The following is a 20,405-nucleotide window of genomic DNA, read 5'->3' on the forward strand; positions in this document are numbered from 1 at the left end:
GTCACCGAACACCCGCAGACCACGGAAAGGGAAGAGGGATCGTGAACGACCTCGACGCCGAGTTCATCTCGCCCCGCACCGACTTCGGTGGCGCGCCCCTGCTCCGCCGCCGCTTCGAGCTCGACCGAGAACACGGGGATGTGCGAGCCGCGACGCTCCGGGTCTCCGCCCTCGGCATTGTGGATGCGCACCTCAACGGCCGGAGGGCCGCGCCCGATCTGCTCACCCCGGGCTGGACGAGCTACGAGTGGCGCCTCCGCTACGCGGAGCACGATGTGACCGAGCTGGTGGCGCCGGGATCGAACGTCCTCGGTCTCGCTCTCGGCAACGGGTGGTATCGAGGCCGGCTCACCTGGTCGGGCGGTTCCGCGTTCTACGGTGATCGGCTCGCCGGATACGCCGAGCTGACGGTGCTCTTCGAAGACGGGCACCGCCGAACCGTCACCACCAACACGGCCGACAGGGCCTGGCGCGTCGGGAGCAGCGGAACGACGGCGAACGACCTCTACGACGGCCAGCACATCGACGCCCGGGTCGTCCCCGTCGGCTGGTCGACTGCGGCTTTCGACGACCGGTCGTGGAGGGACGGATTCGACGCGATCACGCCGACGGGCACCCTGGAGCCGTACCTGGCCCCGCCCGTCCGGCCTCAGCTCGAGCGGGAACCCGTCGACATCTCGCTGAGCCCGAGCGGGAGGACCCTGGTGGACTTCGGTCAGAACGTCGTCGGCTGGGTGCGCCTGCGGATCCGCGGCGAGTCGGGGCAGGAACTCGCGCTCCGGCACGCGGAGGTGCTCGAGCACGGCGAACTCGGCACCCGGCCCCTGCGCAGCGCGCTGGCGACTGACCGCTACGTGCTCTCGGGGGGCGACGACCTGTTCGAGCCGACATTGACCTTCCACGGCTTCCGATACGTCGAGGTCGACGGCTGGGACGGCGACCTCGAGGCGCTGCGATCCGCGATGACCGCCGTCGTCATCTCCTCCGACATGCCTCGCACCGGGACGTTCGCGTGCTCGGACGCGATGCTGAACCGCCTGCACGAGAACATCGTCTGGGGGATGCGCGGAAACTTCGTCGACGTGCCGACGGACTGCCCGCAGCGCGACGAGCGCCTCGGCTGGACAGGAGACCTCGCGGTATTCGGCGCCACCGCGGTGTACCTCTTCGACTCTGCGGACTTCCTCCGTGACTGGCTGCGCGATCTGGCTCTCGAGCAGCGGCACGGTGCGACCGGGGTGCCGCTGGTGGTGCCCGACGTTCTCAAGTACATCGATCAGCCCGACCTGCCGCCGGTGGACACCGCGGCGGTCTGGAGCGACGTCGCCGCATGGCTGCCCTGGCAGCTCTGGATCGCGTACGGCGACATGTCGGTGCTCACCGAGTCCTACGACTCCCTCGCGACGCACGCCCGACGCGAGCTGGAGCTGCTCTCGGAGCGCGACGTGTGGAACTCCGGCTTCCAGTTCGGAGACTGGCTCGATCCGGATGCGCCGGACGACATGCCCTGGGCGGCGAAGGCCGACTCCGGTGTCGTCGCGACAGCGTGCGCGTTCCGCACCTGCACGATCGCAGCCGATACCGCCGCGCTCCTCGGTCGGTCGCAGGACGAGGCCGAGTTCCGCCTCGGGGCCGAGCGGATCCGCGCCGGCTTCCAGAACGAGTACGTCTCTGAGGAGCGCATCCGCAGCGACTGCTCCGCCGTCTACACGCTGGCCCTGGTCCTCGGGCTGCTCGACGCCCCCCAGCGAGTGTGGGCCGGCCGACGCCTCGCCGAGCTCGTCGAGGCCAGCGGCTTCCGCATCTCGACCGGGTTCGCCGCGACTCCGTTCCTCACCGAGGCACTGAGCTCCACCGGCCACGTCCGCCACGCCTACCGGCTTCTCCTCCAGACGGAGTGCCCCTCCTGGCTCTACCCCGTGACGATGGGCGCCACCACGATCTGGGAGCGCTGGGACTCGATGCTGCCTGACGGCTCGATCAACCCGGGCGAGATGACCAGCTTCAACCACTACGCGTTCGGCTCGGTGGCCGACTGGATGCACCGGACCATCGGCGGACTCTCCCCGCTGGAACCCGGCTATCGCCGGTTCCTGATCGCGCCCCAGCCCGGCGGCGGACTGGACTGGGCGGAGACGGCCCTGCAGACTCCGCACGGCCGAGCGTCGGTCCGCTGGGATCGCACGGGCGACGATCTCAGCGTCCGGATCGGAGTTCCCGAAAGCACCACGGCCGTCCTGCGCCTGCCAGGGGCGAACGACCGGGAACTCTCCCCGGGTGAGCACCGGATCGACGTCCGCCTCCCCTCGATCCCTTTCCAGGAGCGCACTGCATGACACGATCCGCCTTCCCCTCCGACTTCTTCTGGGGCGTTGCGACCGCCGGCTACCAGAACGAGGGCGGCAGCACCGCCAGCGACATCTGGTTCCTGGAGCACGTGCAGCCCACGATCTTCACTCAGCGGTCGGGAGCCGCGAGCGACAGCTGGAACCGATGGGAGGAGGACCTCGACCTCGCCGCCTCGTTCGGCCTGAACAGCTACCGCTTCTCGGTCGAATGGGCGCGTGTCGAGGCCGTGGCGGGAGTCTTTGACCAGGACGCCCTCTCGCACTACGAGCAGATCGTCGACGGCTGCCTCCTCAGGGGGCTGGCCCCCATCGTCACCTTCAGCCACTTCGCAGCACCGCACTGGTTCGCGGCGGCGGGCGGGTGGCTCGCAGCCGACGCCGCCGACCGTTTCGCCGCCTACTGCGACGCTGTGATGCGCCGCTTCGGCGACCGCATCTCGATCGCCGTCACCCTGAACGAGCCGAACCTCCCCCAGCTGCTCAGCTGGGCCGAGCTGCCGCCGTTCGTGGCGGAGCTCGAGCGAGCGACCCTGCACGCCGCGAGCACCGCGTCCGGTTCCGAGCGCTACCGCGTCGGCAACGTCGTCCTCGCCGAGGAGTTCGAGGAGATGCAGGCCGGACTGACTCGCGCACACCTCGCAGCCCGAGCCGTCATCAGAGGGCATCGGGCCGATCTGCCCGTCGGAATCTCGATCGCCGTCAGCGACGACGTCGCCGCCGAGGGCGGAGAGCGGGTCCGGAACCGCAAGCGCTCCGAGGTCTACGAGCACTGGCTCGACTTGGCGAGCTCGGACGACTTCATCGGGGTGCAAAACTACGAGAGGGAGTACTACGGGCCCGCGGGGCGCCTCGAGCCCGCCGAAGGCCTGCCCCTCAATGCGATGGGCACCGCGATCGAGCCGGGGTCACTCGCCGGGGCAGTCCGCTACGCCCACGCCGTGAGCGGAGTCCCCGTGCTCGTCACCGAGCACGGGCTCGGCGCCTCCGACGACGCGTTGCGCGCAGGATTTATCCGCCCCGCTCTGGACGGTCTCGCTCAGGTCCTCCTGGACGGCGTCCCGGTCATTGGCTACTGCCACTGGACCCTCCTCGACAACTACGAGTGGATCTTCGGCTACGACAGGTGCTTCGGCCTCGTCGAGGTCGATCGCGAGACTTTCGCGAGAACGCCGAAAGCGAGCGCGGCCGCCTATCGGGAGTACGTCGTCTCGGCCGCCGCTGCCACTGCGATGCGCACCACGGGCTGAGCGGCAGGGCGCTCAGGCACCGGCTCCACGGACTCTCCTCGCCCCCGCCCACGGGCGATCGTGCGCTCGGCACGCGATCGCCTCCGATGACGAGTCCTCGAGGACGCCGATCAGATCGCTCGGAGCTGCCGATACCGCGTGGTCGCATCCGCCCCCGCATCCTTCACGAGTCGGGCCAGATCGTTGGCCGCCTCTTCTGAGAAGCGCGACGTGAGGTACGCCGCGCTCAGCGAGCCGATCGGCGATCCGTCCTCGTCGAGGACCGGGGCTGCGATGCTGGTCGCTTCGGCCACTCGCTCACCGGCCGTGCGCGCCCATCCCTGCTCGCGGATCTGCACGAGGCGCTCTCGGAGAGCATCGACCTCGACCGTGGTCCGTTCGGTGAAGCGCTCGAGCGGCAGGCTGAGCGCGGCGTCGAGGTCGGCGTCGGGCAGGAAGGCGAGCATCGCCAGCCCGCTCGCTCCGACCGTGATCGGGTAGGACCCGCCCACCGCGATCGTGATCCGGATGGGCTGGGCACTCTCCACCTGGTCGATGTAGAAGCGCCGGTACCCCTGCCGCTGCGACAGGATCGTCGTCTCCCCCGTCGCCGACGAGAGCCGGGCGATCACAGGGGCCGCGGCGGCATGCAGCTCGTTCTGCCGTGTCGATGCCCGGCTCAGACCGATGGCCGCGACGCCGAGCGAGTAGTCCCGTGTTCCGCCGTTGTAGCGCAGGAGCGAGCGGTGCACGAGCGTCTGAAGGATGCGGTGTACGACCGCCTTGCTCAATGAGACGCGGCGAGCGAGCTCGGAGACCCCGAGACGCTCCCCCTCCGCGAACGCCAGCAGGATGTCGGCCACCCGCTCCGTCGTTGACGCGCCGTTCCGCTCACTGTCTGTCATGCGACCCCCTTGTTCCAGGCCAGTGTTCCATTGAACGGAACGACTGCCCACCGTTCCGTGCGGTCGGAAACGTAACTGTTACACCGACGAAACGGATTAATCGCTTCTAACACCTACCGTAGCTAGCAATTCAACTGATGACGGCAATATACGCGTTCCACTGAACGGAACGAATTTCCTCATCGGAACAGACCGAGAGGCTCGCACAATGGAACAGCAGTACGGGGTGGATCTGATCACCTTCTATCACCCGGCGTTCTGGGGCCTGCAGAACCGTGAGGAGCTGCTCGCGTTCGCAGCAGCAGACCCGGAGGCTCTCTGGCTGCGGATCATGGCCGGCTGCCGTGATGCGGGGATCTCGGTCGTCGAGATGACCTTCGCCCCGGCTGACCGGCTCTCGGCCCTCGCCGCGTTCGGCAGTCCCGAGGCCTTCGCCGCCGCTCTCGCCGAGCACGGCCTGACTCTCAAGAGCGGGTTCTTCGTCGACCCGGTCCGGATGCCCGACGCGAGTGCGGCCGAGCTCGCCGATAGCGCCGCCGTCGACAGCGACTTCATCCGGCGCGCTGGCGGCGACACCCTCGTCGTCGCCCCGCCGATGCGCCGGTCGACGAACGCGGTTCCTCCTCTGTTCGTGGGCCTCGAAACCATGAACGCCTTCGCCGACTCCTTGCACGCCATTGGCGATGCGAGCCTGCGCCAGGGCGTGAAGACGGCGGTGCACACAGAGGCCCACTCCCTGGTCTGCACCACCCGCGACCTCGACCTGCTGATGGCCCTCACCGATCCGAGTTACGTCGGGCTCTGCCCCGACACCGGCCACCTGGTCCTGTCGGGCTCCGAGCCGAGCTTCGCAGTGTCCCGGCACCGCGAGCGCGTCATCCTCTCCCACTGGAAGGACGCGATCGGCGAGATGCCCGAGACAACTGTCGACGAGGGCATCCATCTCGCTCATCGCGAGTACTTCCGACGCGTCGGCGCCGGCACCGTCGACTGGACGGCCTGGGCCGCCCTCTCCGAGACCACCCGCGTCGGGCCGCTCATCCTCCTCGAGCTCGACGCGGTCCCGAACCCCGTCGAGGAGATGGCCGCCGCGCGCGCCCACCTCGACGCGTCCCTCGCCTAGCCCCGCGAGGACATCCCTGCACCATCCGGACGGCGACTGCCGCGCCGGCTCCCCGCACCACCGTTGAGGAGTCCCCACTCATGAACCACTTCCGCAGTCGACGCTCCCGCGTCATCGGCACCGTCCTCGTCGGCGGTCTCATCACCTCGGTCCTCGCAGGCTGCGCCTCCGCAGAGGAGGCCGGTGCACGTGCTGACGGCAGCACGGGCGTCGTCCTCGACTCCGACCTCGTCGCCTCGGCCGAAGCCAAGGCGGCGGAGATCGCCGAGCCCGCCGAGCTCGACGGCACCATCGAGCTCATCGGCCCGAACGGCGGCAACGAGGGAGCGATCCTCGAGGCCGTCTACGCGCCGTTCGAGGAAGCGACGGGCGTGGACGTGAAATACACCGGCACCCAGGACTACATCAGCGTGGTGCAGTCACGCGTTCAGGCCGACAATCCGCCGGATATGGCCAGCATGTCCCTCGGGGTCTTCCGCCAGTACGCCTCAACGATGGATCTCGTCAGCGTGACCGAGGTCGTTGGAGCCGAAGAGCTGGCGTCGAGCTACAGCGGCTCGCTGCTCGACGCGGTCACCTTCGACGGAGAGGCTCGCGCCGTCTTCCAGGGATTCAGCAACTTCATGATGTGGTACAACCCGCAGACCTACACCGGCCCCACCGAGGACGCCTCCTGGGACGAGGTCATGGCGTGGACCGACAGTGCGATCGCCGCAGGTGAGACCCCGTGGTGCGCGGCGCAGGAGTCGGGAGCGAGCAGCGGATTCCCCGGTGCGCAGTTCATCGAGACCCTCTTCGCGAAGAAGTACGGCCCGGACAAGCTCGCCGCGTGGGGCAGCGGAGAGCTCGCCTGGACTTCCCCGGAGGTAAAGGACGCCTTCGAGATGTTCGGCGCCATCGCCACGAACGACGCCGCCGTCAACGGAGGTGTGACTGGCGCGCTCTCAGAGCCGATCTCCACCGGCTCCAACGGCCTGGTCACCGACCTCTGCTCCGCTGAGGTGTGGGGATCCTTCACCGCCGGCCTGATCGCTGGGAGCACCGACGTCATGGTCCCGGGCGAGAACCTGGACTTCATGCAGGTACCGGGTTCGACTCCGGAGTTCGCCGAGACGGAGATCTTCCAGACCGAAGGCACCTTCGCCTTCAACGACACCCCGGAGACCCGCGCGCTGCTGGCCTACATCGCCTCCACCGAGGCGCAGACGCTACTCGCCTCCGCCGACCAGTGGACCGTCTCGAACCTCGACGTGCCTGTTGACACCTACGACAGCGTGCTGCTGCAGCGCGCTGCGGAGACCTTCATCAATGAGGACGTCACGTTCGGTACCGGAATCAGCACACTCGCCGGCTCCGACGTCCGCTCGGCCCTCTACAAGGGCGTCGTCGCGTACATGCAGGACCCGGCATCGCTGGACTCCGTCCTGCAGTCCATCCAGGACACCGTCTCGGCGAGCTGACAGCGATGAGCGGGACCACCTCCACACGCACCCCGACCCGAAGGACCGTCCGATGATCGATCTCTCGACCAGCGTTCCGGCGCTGATCCTCATCGGCGCGATCGCCATCCCCGCCGCCGTGTATCTGCTTCTCGGTCTCGGGGAGCGCATCCTGGAGCGGCTGCTGCCTCGGCGCCCCCGCTCGGTCCTGCGCCCGTGGGTGTGGCTCCTGGTCCCGCTCCTCGTCGTCGCGCTCATCCTGCTCTACCCCCTGCTCTACACCGTCGTACTGTCCGTGATGGATGAGACGGGCACCAGGTTCGTCGGAGGCGAGAACTTCGTCTGGGCCTTCTCCGGGTCGATGTTGGAGATCCTCGGCAACAACGTGATCTGGATCGTGGCGTTCCCGGTCGGCACCCTCGTTCTTGCACTGATCGTGGCGGTCGTCTTCGACCGCGTCCGCTACGAGAAGCTCGCGATGACTCTGATCGTGCTGCCCACCGCGATCTCGTTCGCCGCGGGTTCGATCATCTGGCGGCAGAACTACTCCTACCAGCCGGCCGGATCCGAGCAGCGCGGCCTGCTGAATGCGCTGTGGACGCTGCTGCCAGGCGCTGCGCCGATCCCCTGGCTTCAGACGCAGACGGTGAACACCTTCGCTCTGATCTTCGTTGCGATCTGGTCGGGCCTGGGAGTCGCGGCCCTCATCCTGTCGGCAGCCGTCAAGAACGTGCCTGCGGACATGCTCGAGGCGGCGCGCTTGGACGGCGCGGGCGAGTTCCGCGTCTTCTTCAGCATGGTCCTGCCCAGCATCGCGCCCGCCGTCCTGGTCGTGATCACGACCGAGGTGATCTTCGCTCTGAAGGTCTTCGACATCGTCTACGTGATGACCAATGGCAACTTCGGCACCGATGTGGTCGCGAACCGCATGTACTCCGAGCTCTTCTCCTCCAGCGACTACGGACACGCCAGCGCGATCGCCATCCTGCTGCTGATCGCCGCGGCTCCGATCATCGCCCTCAACATCCGCCAGTTCCGCGCCGAGAAAGAGGCTTGAGATGAGCACCCTCACCGCTCCCGTCATCGAGACGGCATCGACCGCGCTCGCCGAGCCTGCTCCGGTCGTCCATCGGCGGCGGCAACTGCGCCGGCTGCTCACCCCGGGGCGCATCGTCCTGCACATCGTCACGATCGTCTTCATGCTGGTCTGGTTCACGCCCGTGCTCGGCCTGTTCGTGTCCGCCGTGCGCACCCAGGCCGACGCCGCGTCGACCGGATGGTGGACCGCGATCGTCGATCCGCTCTTCACCGGATACAACTACCAGCAGGCGATGGGGTTCATCTCGGCAGGTGAGAGCCTCGCCACCTCGCTGGCGATCTCCCTCCCGACCACGGTGCTCACCACGGTGCTCTCCCTGATCGGCGCCTACTCGTTGACCCGGATGACCTTCACCGGTCGCACCGTGATCTCCCTGCTCCTCGTCGCGATGCTCGTCATACCACCTCAGGTCACCCTCGTGCCCATGCTGAAGTTCTTCGCCGCGATCGGACTGCAGGGCACGGTGCCCTCGGTCTGGATCTACCAGGTCGGCTTCACGATCCCGTTCGGCATCTTCCTCATCCGCGGCTTCATCGCCTCCATCCCTGAGGAGCTCTTCGAGGCCGCCGCGATCGACGGAGCCTCGACGTTCCAGACCTTCCGCACCATCGTCACTCCTCTCTCCCTCCCCGTCCTCGCATCGCTCGCGATCATGCAGTTCCTCTGGTCCTGGAACGATCTGCTCATCCCGCTCCTCTTCCTCGGCGGGAGCGATCTCGAGGCGCCACTCACCGTGCAGGTCGCGGGGCTCGTGCAGTCCAACGGCGAGGGCGAGGCCGTGCTGATGGCCGCGACCTGCCTGTCGATCCTGGTGCCGCTGATCATCCTGATCGGCATGCAGCGATTCTTCGTCCGAGGTGTCCTCGGTGGGGCGGTGAAGGGATGATCACCGACGTGCTGATCGTCGGCAGCGGTCTGATGGGCGCCGCGACTGCGCGCCTGATCCGGGAAGCGTCGCCGGACGCGTCGATCGTGATGATCGACGGCGGCGCAGTGATCGGGTCGGTACCCGGCCAGCACCTGCACGATTCCGCAGAGCCCCTGATCCACGAGCGGTACAACGCTCGAGTGGCCAGCGGGGTGCAGGCCCTCTACACGGGTGCCGCAGTCAGTTCCCCTGTCGAAGGCGGCATGGCCGACGTCGAGCCGGGGATGCACCATCTCTCCTCCCTCGGTGAGGACGCCGCCGCGCTGCCGGGTGCGTCACTCGCTTGGAACGTCGGTGGAATGGGAGTCCACTGGACGGCGGCCTGTCCGGCTCCGTGGGGCCGCGAGGTACCGGATTTCCTCCCCGCCGCCGAGTGGGACGCCGATCTCCGGACGGCCCAGCGGGTGCTCGGGGTGCACGACGACGCTTTCGGCATCACGGACGCCGGCCGAGCGGTCCTCCGCGAGCTCGACGCCGTGTTCGGTCCCACCAGCGCGGAGGGGCGCCATCCGCGGACCATGCCTATGGCCATGACCCCCACGGCATCGGGACCTCGCCCTCGGACCGGGCCGAACCGGATCCTGCCCGCCATGGCAGACGGGTCAGATCCCGCGTTCGCACTGCTTCCGGGAGCACTCTGCGTGCGACTCGAGCACCGCGACGGAACCGTGACGGGCGCGATCGTCCGCGACGTCGCCACCGGTCACGAGTCCCGTCTGAAGGCGGGAATCGTCGTCGTCTGCGCCGACACGCTGCGCACACCGCAGCTGCTCTTCGCCAGCGGTATCCGACCGGCCGCCCTCGGCACGCATCTGAACGAGCACGCCTTCCTCACCGGACGCGTCTTCCCGGACATCGCGCGGCTCGGCATCGATCCTTCGAGCCTGGCCGCGCCTCGCGAGGGCGAGTGGGCCGTCGGCGCGTACTGGCTTCCGCACAGCGACGAGGCGCAGCCCTTCCACGGCCAGATGATGGAGAGACCGCATGTCGACGACGCCGGCGCGACGGTCGACTACTCCGTGGGACTCGCTCTCTACGTCCCGACCGAGGTCCGCGCCGCCAATCACGTCGAGTTCTCCGAGACCGAGACCGACGCGATGGGCCTGCCGCGGATGCGGGTGCACTTCGACTACTCCCCGCGCGACGAGGAGCTGATCGCACTCGCCCGGGTGCGGCAGCGCGAGGCCGCCGAGCGGATCGGACGCTTCGACCCCGAGCGGGACACCGCACTGCTCGCGCCCGGCTCGTCCCTGCACTTCACCGGCACCGTCCGCATGGGGCCCGTTGACGACGGCACCAGCGTCTGCGATACCGACGCCCGTGTCTGGGGCTTCGACAACCTCTACCTCGCCGGCAACGGCGTGATCCCGACCCCGGTCACCGCGAACTCCACGCTGACCGGCACCACCTTCGCGGTGCGCGCGGCCCGTGCCGTCGTCGCCGCTCTCACCGAACCGCCCGTGCACGGGCGCCTGCCGGAAGGAATCACTTCATGACCGACTGGAACCTCGAAGTCGACAGGATCCGCGACCTCCGCTCCGCCCGGACGAAGGTCGGCCCGGGCACCACTCCGGCCGTCGTCGTGGTCGATTTCCAGCGAGCCTTCACCGAGCACGAGTTCGTCGGCCCCACCACCGCCGTCGCCCTCGAGAGGACGAACGTCCTGCTCGATGCCGCGCGCCGCGCCGGAGTGCCGGTGGTCTACCTGGTGATGGTCCTCGACTCCCTCGACGACCGGATGCTCGCCCAGCGGGTCCGCTCGAGCCTCACCGAGCGCTGCGAGCGCGGGAATCCCTGGACCGAGATCAGTTCAGCCGTCCCGGCCCAGCCCGGCGACCACATCGTCGAGAAGACGGTCGCCTCGGGGTTCTACAACACGCGACTCCACGATCTGCTTCAGGAGCTCGGCGTCGACGAGATCGTGCTCGCCGGTACGAGCACGAGCGGATGCGTTCGCGCCACCGCCACCGATGCGGCCTACCGCGACTACCGGCTGAGCCTGGTCGAGGAGTGCTGCGACGACTTCCGCACGCTCTCGGGCGAGGTCTCCCTGTGGGACATCCAGGACCGCTTCGGCGACGTCGTGCCCCTCGACGCCACCCTGGCGCGGTTCACATCGATCGCCGCAGAGCGATCGCCTGTGCGGACAGCTTCGTGAGCGCCCCGCTGCGATTCAGCACCGACGATCGGCTCGTCTACGAGCCGATCGTGACCCGTCCGCAGGTGACCTGGCCTGAGGGCAGGACCGTCGCGGTCTGGCACGCGCCCAACGTCGAGCACTACGATTACATCCCGCCCGGTGGCGGAAGCCCCCAGGGTCGCGTCCCCGCACCCGACCTGCAGCACTACATGCACCGCGACGCCGGCAACCGCACCGCCTTCTGGCGCCTGCTACGAGCGGTCGACCGGTTCGAGATCCCGTCGACCGTCTCCCTCAGTCTGACCGTGCTCGAGGAGTTCCCCGACATCCGCGAGGCGATGCGGGAGCGGGACTGGGAGGTGATGAGCCACGGCATCTCGAACCTGCGTCCGATCTACGACCTGCCCGAGGCGGACGAAGCGGCGTTCCTCCGGGAATCGCAGGCGGTGGTGGACGCCTACTACGGCGGAGCGCGTCTCAAGGGCATGCTCGGGCCGAAGATCAGCGGCACCGACAACACGGTGGACCTGATGGCGGAGCACGGGATGATCTACCACGCCGACTGGGTCCACGACGAGCAGCCGCGCCCGCTGCGCACCCGCTCCGGAGCGCGGATCGTCTCGATGCCCTACAGCTACATGCTGAACGACGTCCCCCTGCTGCACGCGAAGCACTACTCCTCCGACTACTTCGTGACGATGGTCAAGGCTCAGATCGACCGCCTGCTGGCAGACGCCGACCGCGACGGCCAGGGGCGCGTCGCCTGCATCGCCACCCACCCGTTCGTCCTGGGGCAGCCCGGCATGCAACGCGCCCTCGAGGAGGTGTTCGCCTACTTGCGCTCGGACGAGCGGCTCTGGGTCACGCGAGCCGGGGACATCGCCGAGCACTACCTCGACCACCACTACGACGCCCAGCTGGCCAGCGCGCTCGATCAGGACGGAGCGGTGCGATGAGCATCATCACCAACCCCGCGGACGCGGTCGTCTTCGCCCCCGACCTGCCGCGCACTTCGGACGCCTCCCGCGCACCCTGGTCTCTTCCGGACGGGAAGAAGCTCGCGGTGAGCGTGCTGCTGCACGCCCCCGCCTATCTGGACGTCGTGCCGTCCGGCGCCCTCAAGCCGACGACCATGCAGGGCGGCGTCGGGCGCGAGACGTCCGAGCCGAGACACGGCCAGGTGGCTCGCCTGTCCCAGTGGGACTTCGGTCTCACTGTCGGCATCTGGCGCCTGCTCGACATCGCCGAGCGAGCCGGTGCTCCCGTCGCCGTCGCCCTGGACGCGGCAGGAGTGAGACGAATGCCCGGTCTGGCCAGGCTCGCCGCGGGGCGAGCGCAGGAGATCGTCGTGCGCGGGCAGGCCGCCGACGTCATCCTCGGCAGCGGCACCGCCGACGAGCGCGGATCGATCGCCGACGCGCGATCCGCTGTCGAGGCCGCGACCGGCCGCTCGACGAGCGGCTGGTTCGGACCGGAGCGGGGCCAGAGCCCGCAGACCACGGCTCTGCTGCACGAGGCCGGCTTCTCCTGGTTCGGGGACTGGCCCGTCGACGAACGGCCGGTCACGCTCTCCGGCGCCTCCGAGGGGCTGATCGCCCTGCCGCATCCTCTGGAGACGGAGGACATGTTCGCGCTGTACACCCGGGGTCAGCCCTTCGCCGACTACGAGAGGGCGCTGGAGGACACCGTCGATCAGCTCATCGAGGACGCCGATCTTCTCGGAGCCCGCTACCTCGGGCTGAGCTGGTTCGGCTGGGTGCTCGGACAGGCGTGCTTCGCCGACGTGGCGGAGCGGACGCTCGCGCGGCTCGCCGCGCATCCGGACGTACACCTCGCGACTCCCGGCGAGATCGCCGCCCTGTCATGAGCCGCACCCGCACCGAGGAACCGCCCACCTCGTCGTCCCCTCGCGACCTGCCGCGCAGTCTCGCGTGGGCACTCGGCTCCGGCACCGTGCTGCAGGGACTCAACTCGGCGATCATCGCCGTCGCGCTCGTGCCCATCGCGCTGCAGTTCGGCTCGGCCGAGTCGATCCCCTGGCTCGTGAGCGGCCTCTACATCGCCGCCGCAGTCGGCGCTCCGGCGGGCGGCCGGCTCGCCGACCTCTTCGGACCCCGACGCGTCTACCTGGCGGGCCTCGTCGTCGTCCTCGCTGCCTCCGTCGCCGGTCCGTTCACCCCCTCCATCGAGTGGCTCGTCCTCGACCGCATCGTGCTGGGTCTGGGCACGTCGATCCAGTTCCCCGCCGCGATGGCCATCATCCGCCGCCAGGCCGCTGCGAGCGACGTCATCCCTGTCGGTGCGATCGGCATCGTCGCCCTCTGCGGTCAGGCCACCGCGGCTCTCGGGCCGACCGTGGGCGGTCTCCTCGTCACGGCGACGGGCTGGCAGGGCATCTTCTGGGTGAACCTGCCGATCATCCTCAACTCGGCGATCTGGGTGCTTCGGACGGTTCCCGCAGACGCTGCGCAGACCCGGACGGGCGTGCTGCCGACCATCCGGTCGCTCGATCCGCTCGGCATGGTGCTCTTCGTCGGCGCCCTGGTCGCGCTGATGCTCGGCCTGCTCTCCCTCACCGGGGAACCGCTGTGGCTCGCGTTCGCCGTGGGCGCGCCCCTCGCGGGCGCCCTGGTCTGGCGAGAGCTCTCGGCGCGCTCGCCGTTCGTCGATCTGCGCCTCCTGGGTCGCCACCCGCAGATCGGCTTGACCTGTCTGCGAGCGATAGCGACCTTCACCTCGTTCTACTGCGTGTTCTACGGACTCCCGCAGTGGCTCGAATCGACTCGCGGGCTGGATCCGGCCGTCACGGGTCTCCTGATGCTCCCCGTCTTCGGCGTCGGTGTGCTCTCGACGCTGATTGCGACCCGGCTCGGACGGCGAGCCGGCCCGCGCGTACTGCTGGCGATCGGCACGACCGCGATGGTCGCGGCAGGCGGCATCCTCGTTTTCCTCGTCGATGACGAGAGCCCCCTGCTGCTGCTCGTCGCGTTCGCTGTCCTGCTCGGTGTGCCGAACGGCTTCAACAATCTCGGCAATCAGCTCCTCTTGCACGCCGCCTCGCCGTCGACCGCAGCCGGATCGGCGAGCGGGCTCTATCGGACGGCGCAGTACATCGGCGCGTGCGCCTCCGCGGTGGTGGTCGCGCACGCGCTCGAGTCGACCGCCGCCGACGGCGGGATCGCGCTCCTCGGAGCGTGGATCGCCGGGCTCGGCGGCGCGCTGCTCGTCCTCAACCTCGCAGCGATGCTGCTCGGGCGACGGCGCCCCGGACGATGACTCGCTCGAATCGGCCCGGCGTCCTCCATCGGGCGGTCCCCGCGACGGCGTCGAAGGTCAGTGAGCGAGAAGCCTCGAGCGGATGGCCGGCGAACGCGAACGCCGAGCCGTCCTCGAGGACCGGGCGTACCGCCCAGCTCGCGCGGTCCGACCACCCGGCGACGGTGATCCGGGTCACGCGGAGAGGACCGGCCCCCAGCCGAACCAGGACGTCACCTCGATGATCGCCGTCCAGCTCTCCCGTTCGCGGTCGGGGTAGATCGCACCGCGGTAGCGGGTCGCGAGCCGGTCGATGTCGGCGAGGTCGGGGTCGCGGCGGATCTCGCTCACCCGCCCGCTGAGGGAGATCTGCGAGTACCAGTTCTCCGCGCCCATCACGGAGAGCGAGACGTGCGGGTTCGCGCGGAGGTACTTCAGGCGGGCTCGCGTCCCGTCCATGTTGACCAGGATCGAGCCGTCGTCCTGGATCTCGTACCAGGTCGTCGCGGTGTGCGGCTCGCCGTTCGGGCGCACCGACGCGATGACCGCCGGGTTCGGCGCCCGGAGGAACTCCACGACGTTCTCGGGCAGTGGCGGCTTAGGCATCTCGTCCTTCTTTTGACGTGCTGACTCTGAGGGTAGGTGGGCCGCGATCGGCGCGTTCGAAGGCCGCTTCAGGTGGGCCAGGTGACTCAGCTGTAGTCGAAGAAGCCGCGACCCGTCTTGCGGCCGAGGTCACCGGCGGCGACCTTGTCGCGCAGGATCTGCGGCGGCGCGAACCTCTCGCCGAGGGACTCGTGCAGGAACTCGCAGATGTTCAGTCGCACGTCGAGGCCGACGAGGTCGGAGGTGCGCAGCGGGCCGGTGGCGTGGCGGTAGCCGAGGACCATCGCGGCGTCGATGTCGGCGGCCTCTGCCACCCCCTCCTCGAGCATCCTCATCGCCTCGAGGGCGAGGACGTTGCCGAGCCGCGAGCTGGCGAAGCCGGGAGAGTCGGTCACGACGATCGCCGCCTTGCCGAGTGACTCGACCCAGCCGAGTGCGGCGTCGCGCAGGGCGCTCGACGCGCGCGGAGTGAGGACGATCTCGACGAGGGCGGACGGCGGTACGGGATTGAAGAAGTGCAGACCGCAGAACCGATCAGGATGCGTGAGCTCCTCGGCGAGCCGCGTCACTGGGAGCGAGGAGGTGTTCGTCGCCACCCACGCCGTGGGCGAGACGACGCGCTCCGCTCTGGTGAGCGCCTCGATCTTGAGCTCGATCACCTCGGGGACCGCTTCCACGACCAAGCCGGCCGGCGCCAGGTCGTCGTAGGAGGTCGAGACTCTCACGCGCGCGAGAGTCGACTCGAGGTCGACGGAGGGATTCCGCGCGGCGGCCTTGGCGATCCCGTCGGCCAAGCGTGCCCGAGCGGCCACCGCGGCATCGTCGTCGCGCTCGATCACTGTGACTTCGGATCCCGCCTGGGCGAAGACCTGGGCGATGCCCGCCCCCATCCGACCGCCGCCGATCACGCCGACTCGCTCTGGTGCACCACTCATGACATCTCCCTCGACCTTCACGGTCCCGCCAGGGTCACACGGCGACTTATGCGTGTCCAATACCTGATCGGGGTCCGATTGATTCATCGCGCGGATCGACGGGCGCGGCCATCGGTATTGGACGACCATCGAGTCCGAAGGTCAGGCTGGAGGCCAGGACCGGCGACGAAGCAGGACCGGCGACGAAGCGGAGAGACGATGAGCGCGTACAAGACCATCAACCCGAGCACGGGCGAGACGCTCGAGGAGCACGAGCTCCTCAGCGACGACGAGGTGGAGGGCCTTCTGACCCGGTCGGCGGCCGCGTACTCGTCGTTCCGCTCCCTCCCCCTGAAGGAGCGCACCGCCGTGCTCCGTCGTGCCGCGGCCCTTCACCGGGAGCGGATCGAGGAGCTCGCCGAGATCCTCACCGTGGAGATGGGCAAGCCCATCACGCAGGCGCGGGGCGAGGTCACGCTGGTCGCGTCGATCTACGAGTACTACGCGGACAACGCCGCCAGATTCCTCGCCGATGAGCAGCTCGACATCGCGGGTGGCGGGGAGGCTCTCGTGCGCACCGAGCCGATCGGGCCGCTCCTCGGGGTGATGCCCTGGAACTACCCCTACTACCAGGTGGCCCGTTTCGTCGCGCCGAATCTCGCGCTCGGGAACACGATCATCCTCAAGCACGCCCGGAACTGCCCGCGTGCGGCCCTGGCGATCGAGCGGGTCCTGCACGACGCCGGGCTCCCCCGCGATGCCTACCTCAACGCCTTCATCGACAGCCGTCAGGTCGCCGTGATCGTGGCCGACGAGAGGGTCCGCGGCGTCTCGCTCACCGGGTCCGAGAGGGCGGGCTCCGCGGTCGGCGAGATCGCAGGACGGCACATGAAGAAGTACGTGCTCGAGCTGGGCGGCTCGGACCCGTTCATCGTGCTCGACGATGCGGACGTCGATGCGGCGGTGGCGGCCGGCATCGTCGGGCGCTATGCCAACGGCGGCCAGGCCTGCACGGCGTCCAAGCGGTTCATCGTGATGGAAGCGGTGTACGAGGAGTTCACTCGCAAGTTCATCGACGCCGTCGCCGACATCGTCACCGGGGACCCGATGGATCCGGCCACGTTCCTCGGCCCACTGTCCTCGGCGGGCGCGGGCGACGAGCTCGACGAGATCGTGAAGGACGCGGTCTCCCAGGGGGCCACGCTGCACACCGCTCCGGGGGCGCAGCGGTCCGGCGCGTTCTATCCGCCGAGCGTGCTCACCGAGGTGACGCCGCAGATGCGCGCGTTCGAGGAGGAGCTCTTCGGCCCGACGGCCGTCGTCTACCGCGTTCCCTCGCCGCAGGCGGCGGTGCAGCTCGCGAACGCGTCGCCGTTCGGGCTGGCCAGCAGCGTCTTCACGGCGGACCGAGACCTCGCCGCCTCGCTCGCCGAGCAGCTCGACGCGGGCATGGTGTGGATCAACGCGACGAGCAAGACCGCCCCCGATCTGCCGTTCGGCGGCGTGAAGCGCTCGGGCGTGGGTCGCGAGCTCGCCCGCTTCGGCATCGACGAGTTCGCCAACAAGAAGCTCGTGCGGACGATCCAGCCGCTCACCTGAGCGAGTCCCCCTCTCGCGACCAGGGGTCCGCCCCGCCGACCTGTCCGCAGGATGCGGCCGGCGGGGCGGATCCCTCTCACTCTCGCGTCCTCACGGACCGGAGCTGTGGGCAGCACGATGCCCCGGAGTGCTCGGCACCCCGGGGCATCGTGCTGCGCGGATCAGACCTCGACGGGCCTCGCGGCCGGCGTGAGGGTGAACCCCTTGAAACCGTTTCCCGCGACTTCGGCGAGGACCTCGGAGTAGGCGCTGATGCCTGCCATGTAGAACAGCACGCTGCTCTTCTTGCCCGGGATGTTGGCGCCGAAGATCCACGAGTCGGTCTTGGGGAACACGGTGCCGTCGGCGATGTCCTTGCAGATCACCGACCAGCCGTCCTCCACGTCCTGCGTGGTCTCGATCGTGACCTGCTCGCGCTCGCCGGTCTCGACGAGCTTGGTGATGAACTCGACCTGGACCTCGATGGAGGGCACGAGATTCGTGAACGGGCCGTTCGGGCCGAGCACCATGAACATGTTCGGGAAGCCCGTGGTCGCGATACCGAGGTAGCTGGTCGGTGCATCCCTCCAGTGCTCGTCGGCCGTGACGCCGCCGCGGCCCACGACGTCGATGCGCCGGTAGTTGCCGTCGACGGCGTCGAAGCCCGTCGCGAGGACGAGCACGTCGAGCTCGTGCAGCACGCCGTCAGCGGTCCTGACGCCCTCGGGGACGATCTCGACGATCGGGTTCTCGAGCAGGGCGACCAACTCGACGTTCTCCTGGTTGTAGACCTCGTAGTACCCGAGATTGCACAGGGGGCGCTTGGCGTACGCCTGGGTGGGGGTGAGCTTGCGGGCCGTATCCGGGTCGGTGACGGTCTGGGCGATCTTGCGACGGATGAAGTCGGCCGCGGCCTCGTTCGACTCGAGGTCGACCGCCAGGTCGTTGAACGTGCCGAACATGAAGTAGAAGCCGTTGCCGCGGGCCCAGGCCTCCTCGAAGACGCGCTCGCGCTCCTCCGGGGTCACCGACGAGGCGGGGACGGTCGACTCCTCGAAGCCGAAGGCGACCTGCGATCCGCGCACCTGCTTCCAGATGTCGTCGTACCGGGCCTTGACGCTGTCGACCTCGCCGGGCTCGACGGGGCCGTTCCCCGACGGGACGCAGTACTGCGGGTTGCGCTGGAAGACGGTGAGGTGCTCGGCCTTCTTCGACGCGGCGACGATGAACTGAGTGCCGGTCGACCCGGTGCCGATGACGCCGACGCGCTTGCCTTCAAGAGTGAGGTCGTCGGGCCACTCCGCCGTGTGCGCGAGGGTGCCCTGGAAGGTGTCGATGCCCGGGATGTCCGGGACGTTCACCGCGGCGAGCAGGCCGAGGGCCGTCACGACGTAGCGCGTGGTGAACGACTCGCCGGCGCCCGTGGTCACGGTCCAGGTGTCGGTCGCCTCGTCGAGGACGATGGAGGTGATCTCGCTGTCGAGCTGGATGTCCTTCAGGAGATCGTGACGGCGGACGACTTCCTCGAGGTAGGCGAGGATGTCCGGCTGGTCGATGTACTTGCGGCTCCAGCTCCACTCCTGCAGCAGCTCCTTGTCGAAGGAGTAGCGGTAGAAGGGGCTCTCGGTGTCGGACATCGCGCCGGGGTACTTGTTCCAGAACCACGTCCCGCCGATGCCCGAGCCCTTCTCGAACAGGCGGACGCGGAGTCCGAGCTCTTCGCGCAGGGTGTACAGCTGGTAGATGCCGGCGAAACCGGCGCCGACGACGACCGCGTCGTAATCCGTCTCGAGGTGCGGGTTTGTCATAGGTGACTCCTTCGTCAGCTTGGGTCCCTCAGGAAGTCTCACTGTGACACCGGCATTGAATCCGTTCCAATACCAAGTGAGAGAGGCACTCTTACCCAGCGAGAATGAATCACCCCGGCGTCGGCAAGACCGATTCCGACAGGCGGAGGACGGCGTGCACGGCGCGGTCGTCGCTGTCCGCCCGCCAGGCCATCCTCAGCTCGATCGGCTCGACGTCCTCCCGCAGGCGCAGGAACCGCAGGTGCGGGTCGGCGATGCTCGGGATGATCGAGGAGAGGGTGAGCGAGCACCCGATCTCCGCCGAGACGAGGGACATCAGTGTCCAGGTGTCCGACGCGTCCTGGACGATGTCGGCGACGTAGCCGGCGTCGCGGGTCATCTGGTGGAGCCGGTCGTTCAGCACCGAGCCGAGCTCTGCGGGGAGCGTCACGAAGCGGTCGTCGCGGAACTCCGCGATCGACACCTCCTCGCGATCCGCCAGCCGGTGGGTCTCCGGAACCGCCATCACCAGCTCCTCCACGGCGATGACGCGGGTCTCGACACTGTCGGGCAGGTGATCCCAACGGCCGAGGATGATGTCGACGTCGCCGCGGGTGAGCAACCGCATCGCCTTGTGCGCGAAATTCTGGCTCAGCAGCTCCAGGTCCACTCCCGGGTGGCGCTGGTTCACCGCGCGGGCGAGTCGCCCGACGAGGACGTTGGACGATGCACCGGCGTAGGCCAGACGGGCCCGGCCGATCTCGCCCAGCTCCGCCGCCTTGGCCACGGTGCCCAGTCGCTCGAGCGAGTCGAGCACCTCGCGGGCGGGCTGCACCAGGGACGCTCCGACCGAGGTCAGCGTCACGCGGCGGGTCGACCGCTCGAAGAGCAGGGCGCCGAGCTCGCGCTCGAGCTGCTTGATGCTGCGGCTGACGGGCGGCTGTGCCATGTGCAGCTTCTCGGCGGCCTTGCCGAAGTGCAGCTCCTCGGCCACCGCTAGGAACGCTCTGATCTGCTGGATCTCCATGCCGAAATGATGGCACGACGGGTATCAATC

At 68.8% G+C, this 20,405-nt stretch carries 17 protein-coding genes; 12 read left to right on the top strand and 5 right to left on the bottom strand.

Translation table 11 applies throughout. The features are described from left to right. Positions 1 to 41 precede the first annotated feature (41 nt). Positions 42 to 2,336, top strand: a complete 2,295-nt coding sequence (locus EDF43_RS19130; RefSeq protein WP_132438139.1) for a family 78 glycoside hydrolase catalytic domain — start codon at positions 42 to 44, stop codon at positions 2,334 to 2,336. Continuing rightward, on the top strand, positions 2,333 to 3,595 hold the full coding sequence (locus EDF43_RS19135; protein ID WP_132438138.1) for a family 1 glycosylhydrolase: 1,263 nt from the start codon (positions 2,333 to 2,335) through the stop codon (positions 3,593 to 3,595). The genes EDF43_RS19130 and EDF43_RS19135 overlap by 4 nt, the downstream gene beginning before the upstream one ends. A gap of 110 nt (positions 3,596 to 3,705) precedes the next feature. Here the strand turns inward: EDF43_RS19135 and EDF43_RS19140 are convergent, their stop codons facing one another. Continuing rightward, on the bottom strand, positions 3,706 to 4,530 hold the full coding sequence (locus EDF43_RS19140) for an IclR family transcriptional regulator (RefSeq protein ID WP_132438137.1): 825 nt from the start codon (positions 4,528 to 4,530) through the stop codon (positions 3,706 to 3,708). 157 nt (positions 4,531 to 4,687) lie between these two features. Between EDF43_RS19140 and EDF43_RS19145 the strand changes: the two genes are divergently transcribed. The 9 genes from EDF43_RS19145 (at position 4,688) to EDF43_RS19185 (ending at position 14,484) form a co-directional block, all read left to right on the top strand. Further along, a complete protein-coding gene (locus EDF43_RS19145) occupies positions 4,688 to 5,602 on the top strand; it encodes a sugar phosphate isomerase/epimerase (protein WP_132438136.1) in 915 nt (304 codons plus the stop codon). Between the two features lie 80 nt (positions 5,603 to 5,682). Then, positions 5,683 to 7,062 carry an ABC transporter substrate-binding protein gene (locus tag EDF43_RS19150; RefSeq protein WP_132438135.1) on the top strand — a complete coding sequence of 460 codons (1,380 nt, stop codon included), beginning with the start codon at positions 5,683 to 5,685 and terminating at the stop codon, positions 7,060 to 7,062. A 52-nt stretch (positions 7,063 to 7,114) separates the two neighbouring features. Next, positions 7,115 to 8,098 carry a sugar ABC transporter permease gene (locus tag EDF43_RS19155; RefSeq protein ID WP_132438134.1) on the top strand — a complete coding sequence of 328 codons (984 nt, stop codon included), beginning with the start codon at positions 7,115 to 7,117 and terminating at the stop codon, positions 8,096 to 8,098. A 1-nt stretch (position 8,099) separates the two neighbouring features. Continuing rightward, positions 8,100 to 9,026 carry a carbohydrate ABC transporter permease gene (locus EDF43_RS19160; RefSeq protein WP_132438133.1) on the top strand — a complete coding sequence of 309 codons (927 nt, stop codon included), beginning with the start codon at positions 8,100 to 8,102 and terminating at the stop codon, positions 9,024 to 9,026. Continuing rightward, complete coding sequence (locus EDF43_RS19165) at positions 9,023 to 10,564, top strand: GMC oxidoreductase (RefSeq protein ID WP_132438132.1); 1,542 nt, start codon at positions 9,023 to 9,025, stop codon at positions 10,562 to 10,564. The genes EDF43_RS19160 and EDF43_RS19165 overlap by 4 nt, the downstream gene beginning before the upstream one ends. Further along, complete coding sequence (locus EDF43_RS19170) at positions 10,561 to 11,226, top strand: isochorismatase family protein (protein ID WP_132438131.1); 666 nt, start codon at positions 10,561 to 10,563, stop codon at positions 11,224 to 11,226. The genes EDF43_RS19165 and EDF43_RS19170 overlap by 4 nt, the downstream gene beginning before the upstream one ends. Before the next feature lie 50 nt (positions 11,227 to 11,276). Next, positions 11,277 to 12,164 (top strand): polysaccharide deacetylase family protein, encoded by an 888-nt coding sequence (locus EDF43_RS19175; RefSeq protein WP_165909192.1) that lies wholly within the window; start codon positions 11,277 to 11,279, stop codon positions 12,162 to 12,164. Next, positions 12,161 to 13,075 carry a hypothetical protein gene (locus EDF43_RS19180; protein WP_132438129.1) on the top strand — a complete coding sequence of 305 codons (915 nt, stop codon included), beginning with the start codon at positions 12,161 to 12,163 and terminating at the stop codon, positions 13,073 to 13,075. The genes EDF43_RS19175 and EDF43_RS19180 overlap by 4 nt, the downstream gene beginning before the upstream one ends. Further along, positions 13,072 to 14,484 (top strand): MFS transporter, encoded by a 1,413-nt coding sequence (locus EDF43_RS19185; RefSeq protein WP_132438128.1) that lies wholly within the window; start codon positions 13,072 to 13,074, stop codon positions 14,482 to 14,484. The genes EDF43_RS19180 and EDF43_RS19185 overlap by 4 nt, the downstream gene beginning before the upstream one ends. Before the next feature lie 174 nt (positions 14,485 to 14,658). Here EDF43_RS19185 and EDF43_RS19190 read toward each other — a convergent pair whose 3' ends face one another. Further along, positions 14,659 to 15,069, bottom strand: a complete 411-nt coding sequence (locus EDF43_RS19190; RefSeq protein WP_132438127.1) for a pyridoxamine 5'-phosphate oxidase family protein — start codon at positions 15,067 to 15,069, stop codon at positions 14,659 to 14,661. Between the two features lie 86 nt (positions 15,070 to 15,155). Continuing rightward, positions 15,156 to 16,004 carry a 3-hydroxyacyl-CoA dehydrogenase family protein gene (locus EDF43_RS19195; RefSeq protein WP_132438126.1) on the bottom strand — a complete coding sequence of 283 codons (849 nt, stop codon included), beginning with the start codon at positions 16,002 to 16,004 and terminating at the stop codon, positions 15,156 to 15,158. A gap of 198 nt (positions 16,005 to 16,202) precedes the next feature. On the opposite strand from EDF43_RS19195, the gene EDF43_RS19200 reads away from it, so the two are divergent. Then, complete coding sequence (locus tag EDF43_RS19200; protein WP_132438125.1) at positions 16,203 to 17,582, top strand: NAD-dependent succinate-semialdehyde dehydrogenase; 1,380 nt, start codon at positions 16,203 to 16,205, stop codon at positions 17,580 to 17,582. 161 nt (positions 17,583 to 17,743) lie between these two features. Here EDF43_RS19200 and EDF43_RS19205 read toward each other — a convergent pair whose 3' ends face one another. Together EDF43_RS19205 and EDF43_RS19210 are read right to left on the bottom strand one after the other, a co-directional pair. Further along, positions 17,744 to 19,369, bottom strand: a complete 1,626-nt coding sequence (locus EDF43_RS19205; protein ID WP_132438124.1) for an NAD(P)/FAD-dependent oxidoreductase — start codon at positions 19,367 to 19,369, stop codon at positions 17,744 to 17,746. A 109-nt stretch (positions 19,370 to 19,478) separates the two neighbouring features. Further along, complete coding sequence (locus EDF43_RS19210) at positions 19,479 to 20,375, bottom strand: LysR substrate-binding domain-containing protein (RefSeq protein ID WP_132438123.1); 897 nt, start codon at positions 20,373 to 20,375, stop codon at positions 19,479 to 19,481. Between the last annotated feature and the right edge of the window lie 30 nt (positions 20,376 to 20,405).

The organism is Rathayibacter sp. PhB179, assembly GCF_004345345.1.
In the GTDB taxonomy this organism is placed as follows: domain Bacteria; phylum Actinomycetota; class Actinomycetes; order Actinomycetales; family Microbacteriaceae; genus Rathayibacter; species Rathayibacter festucae.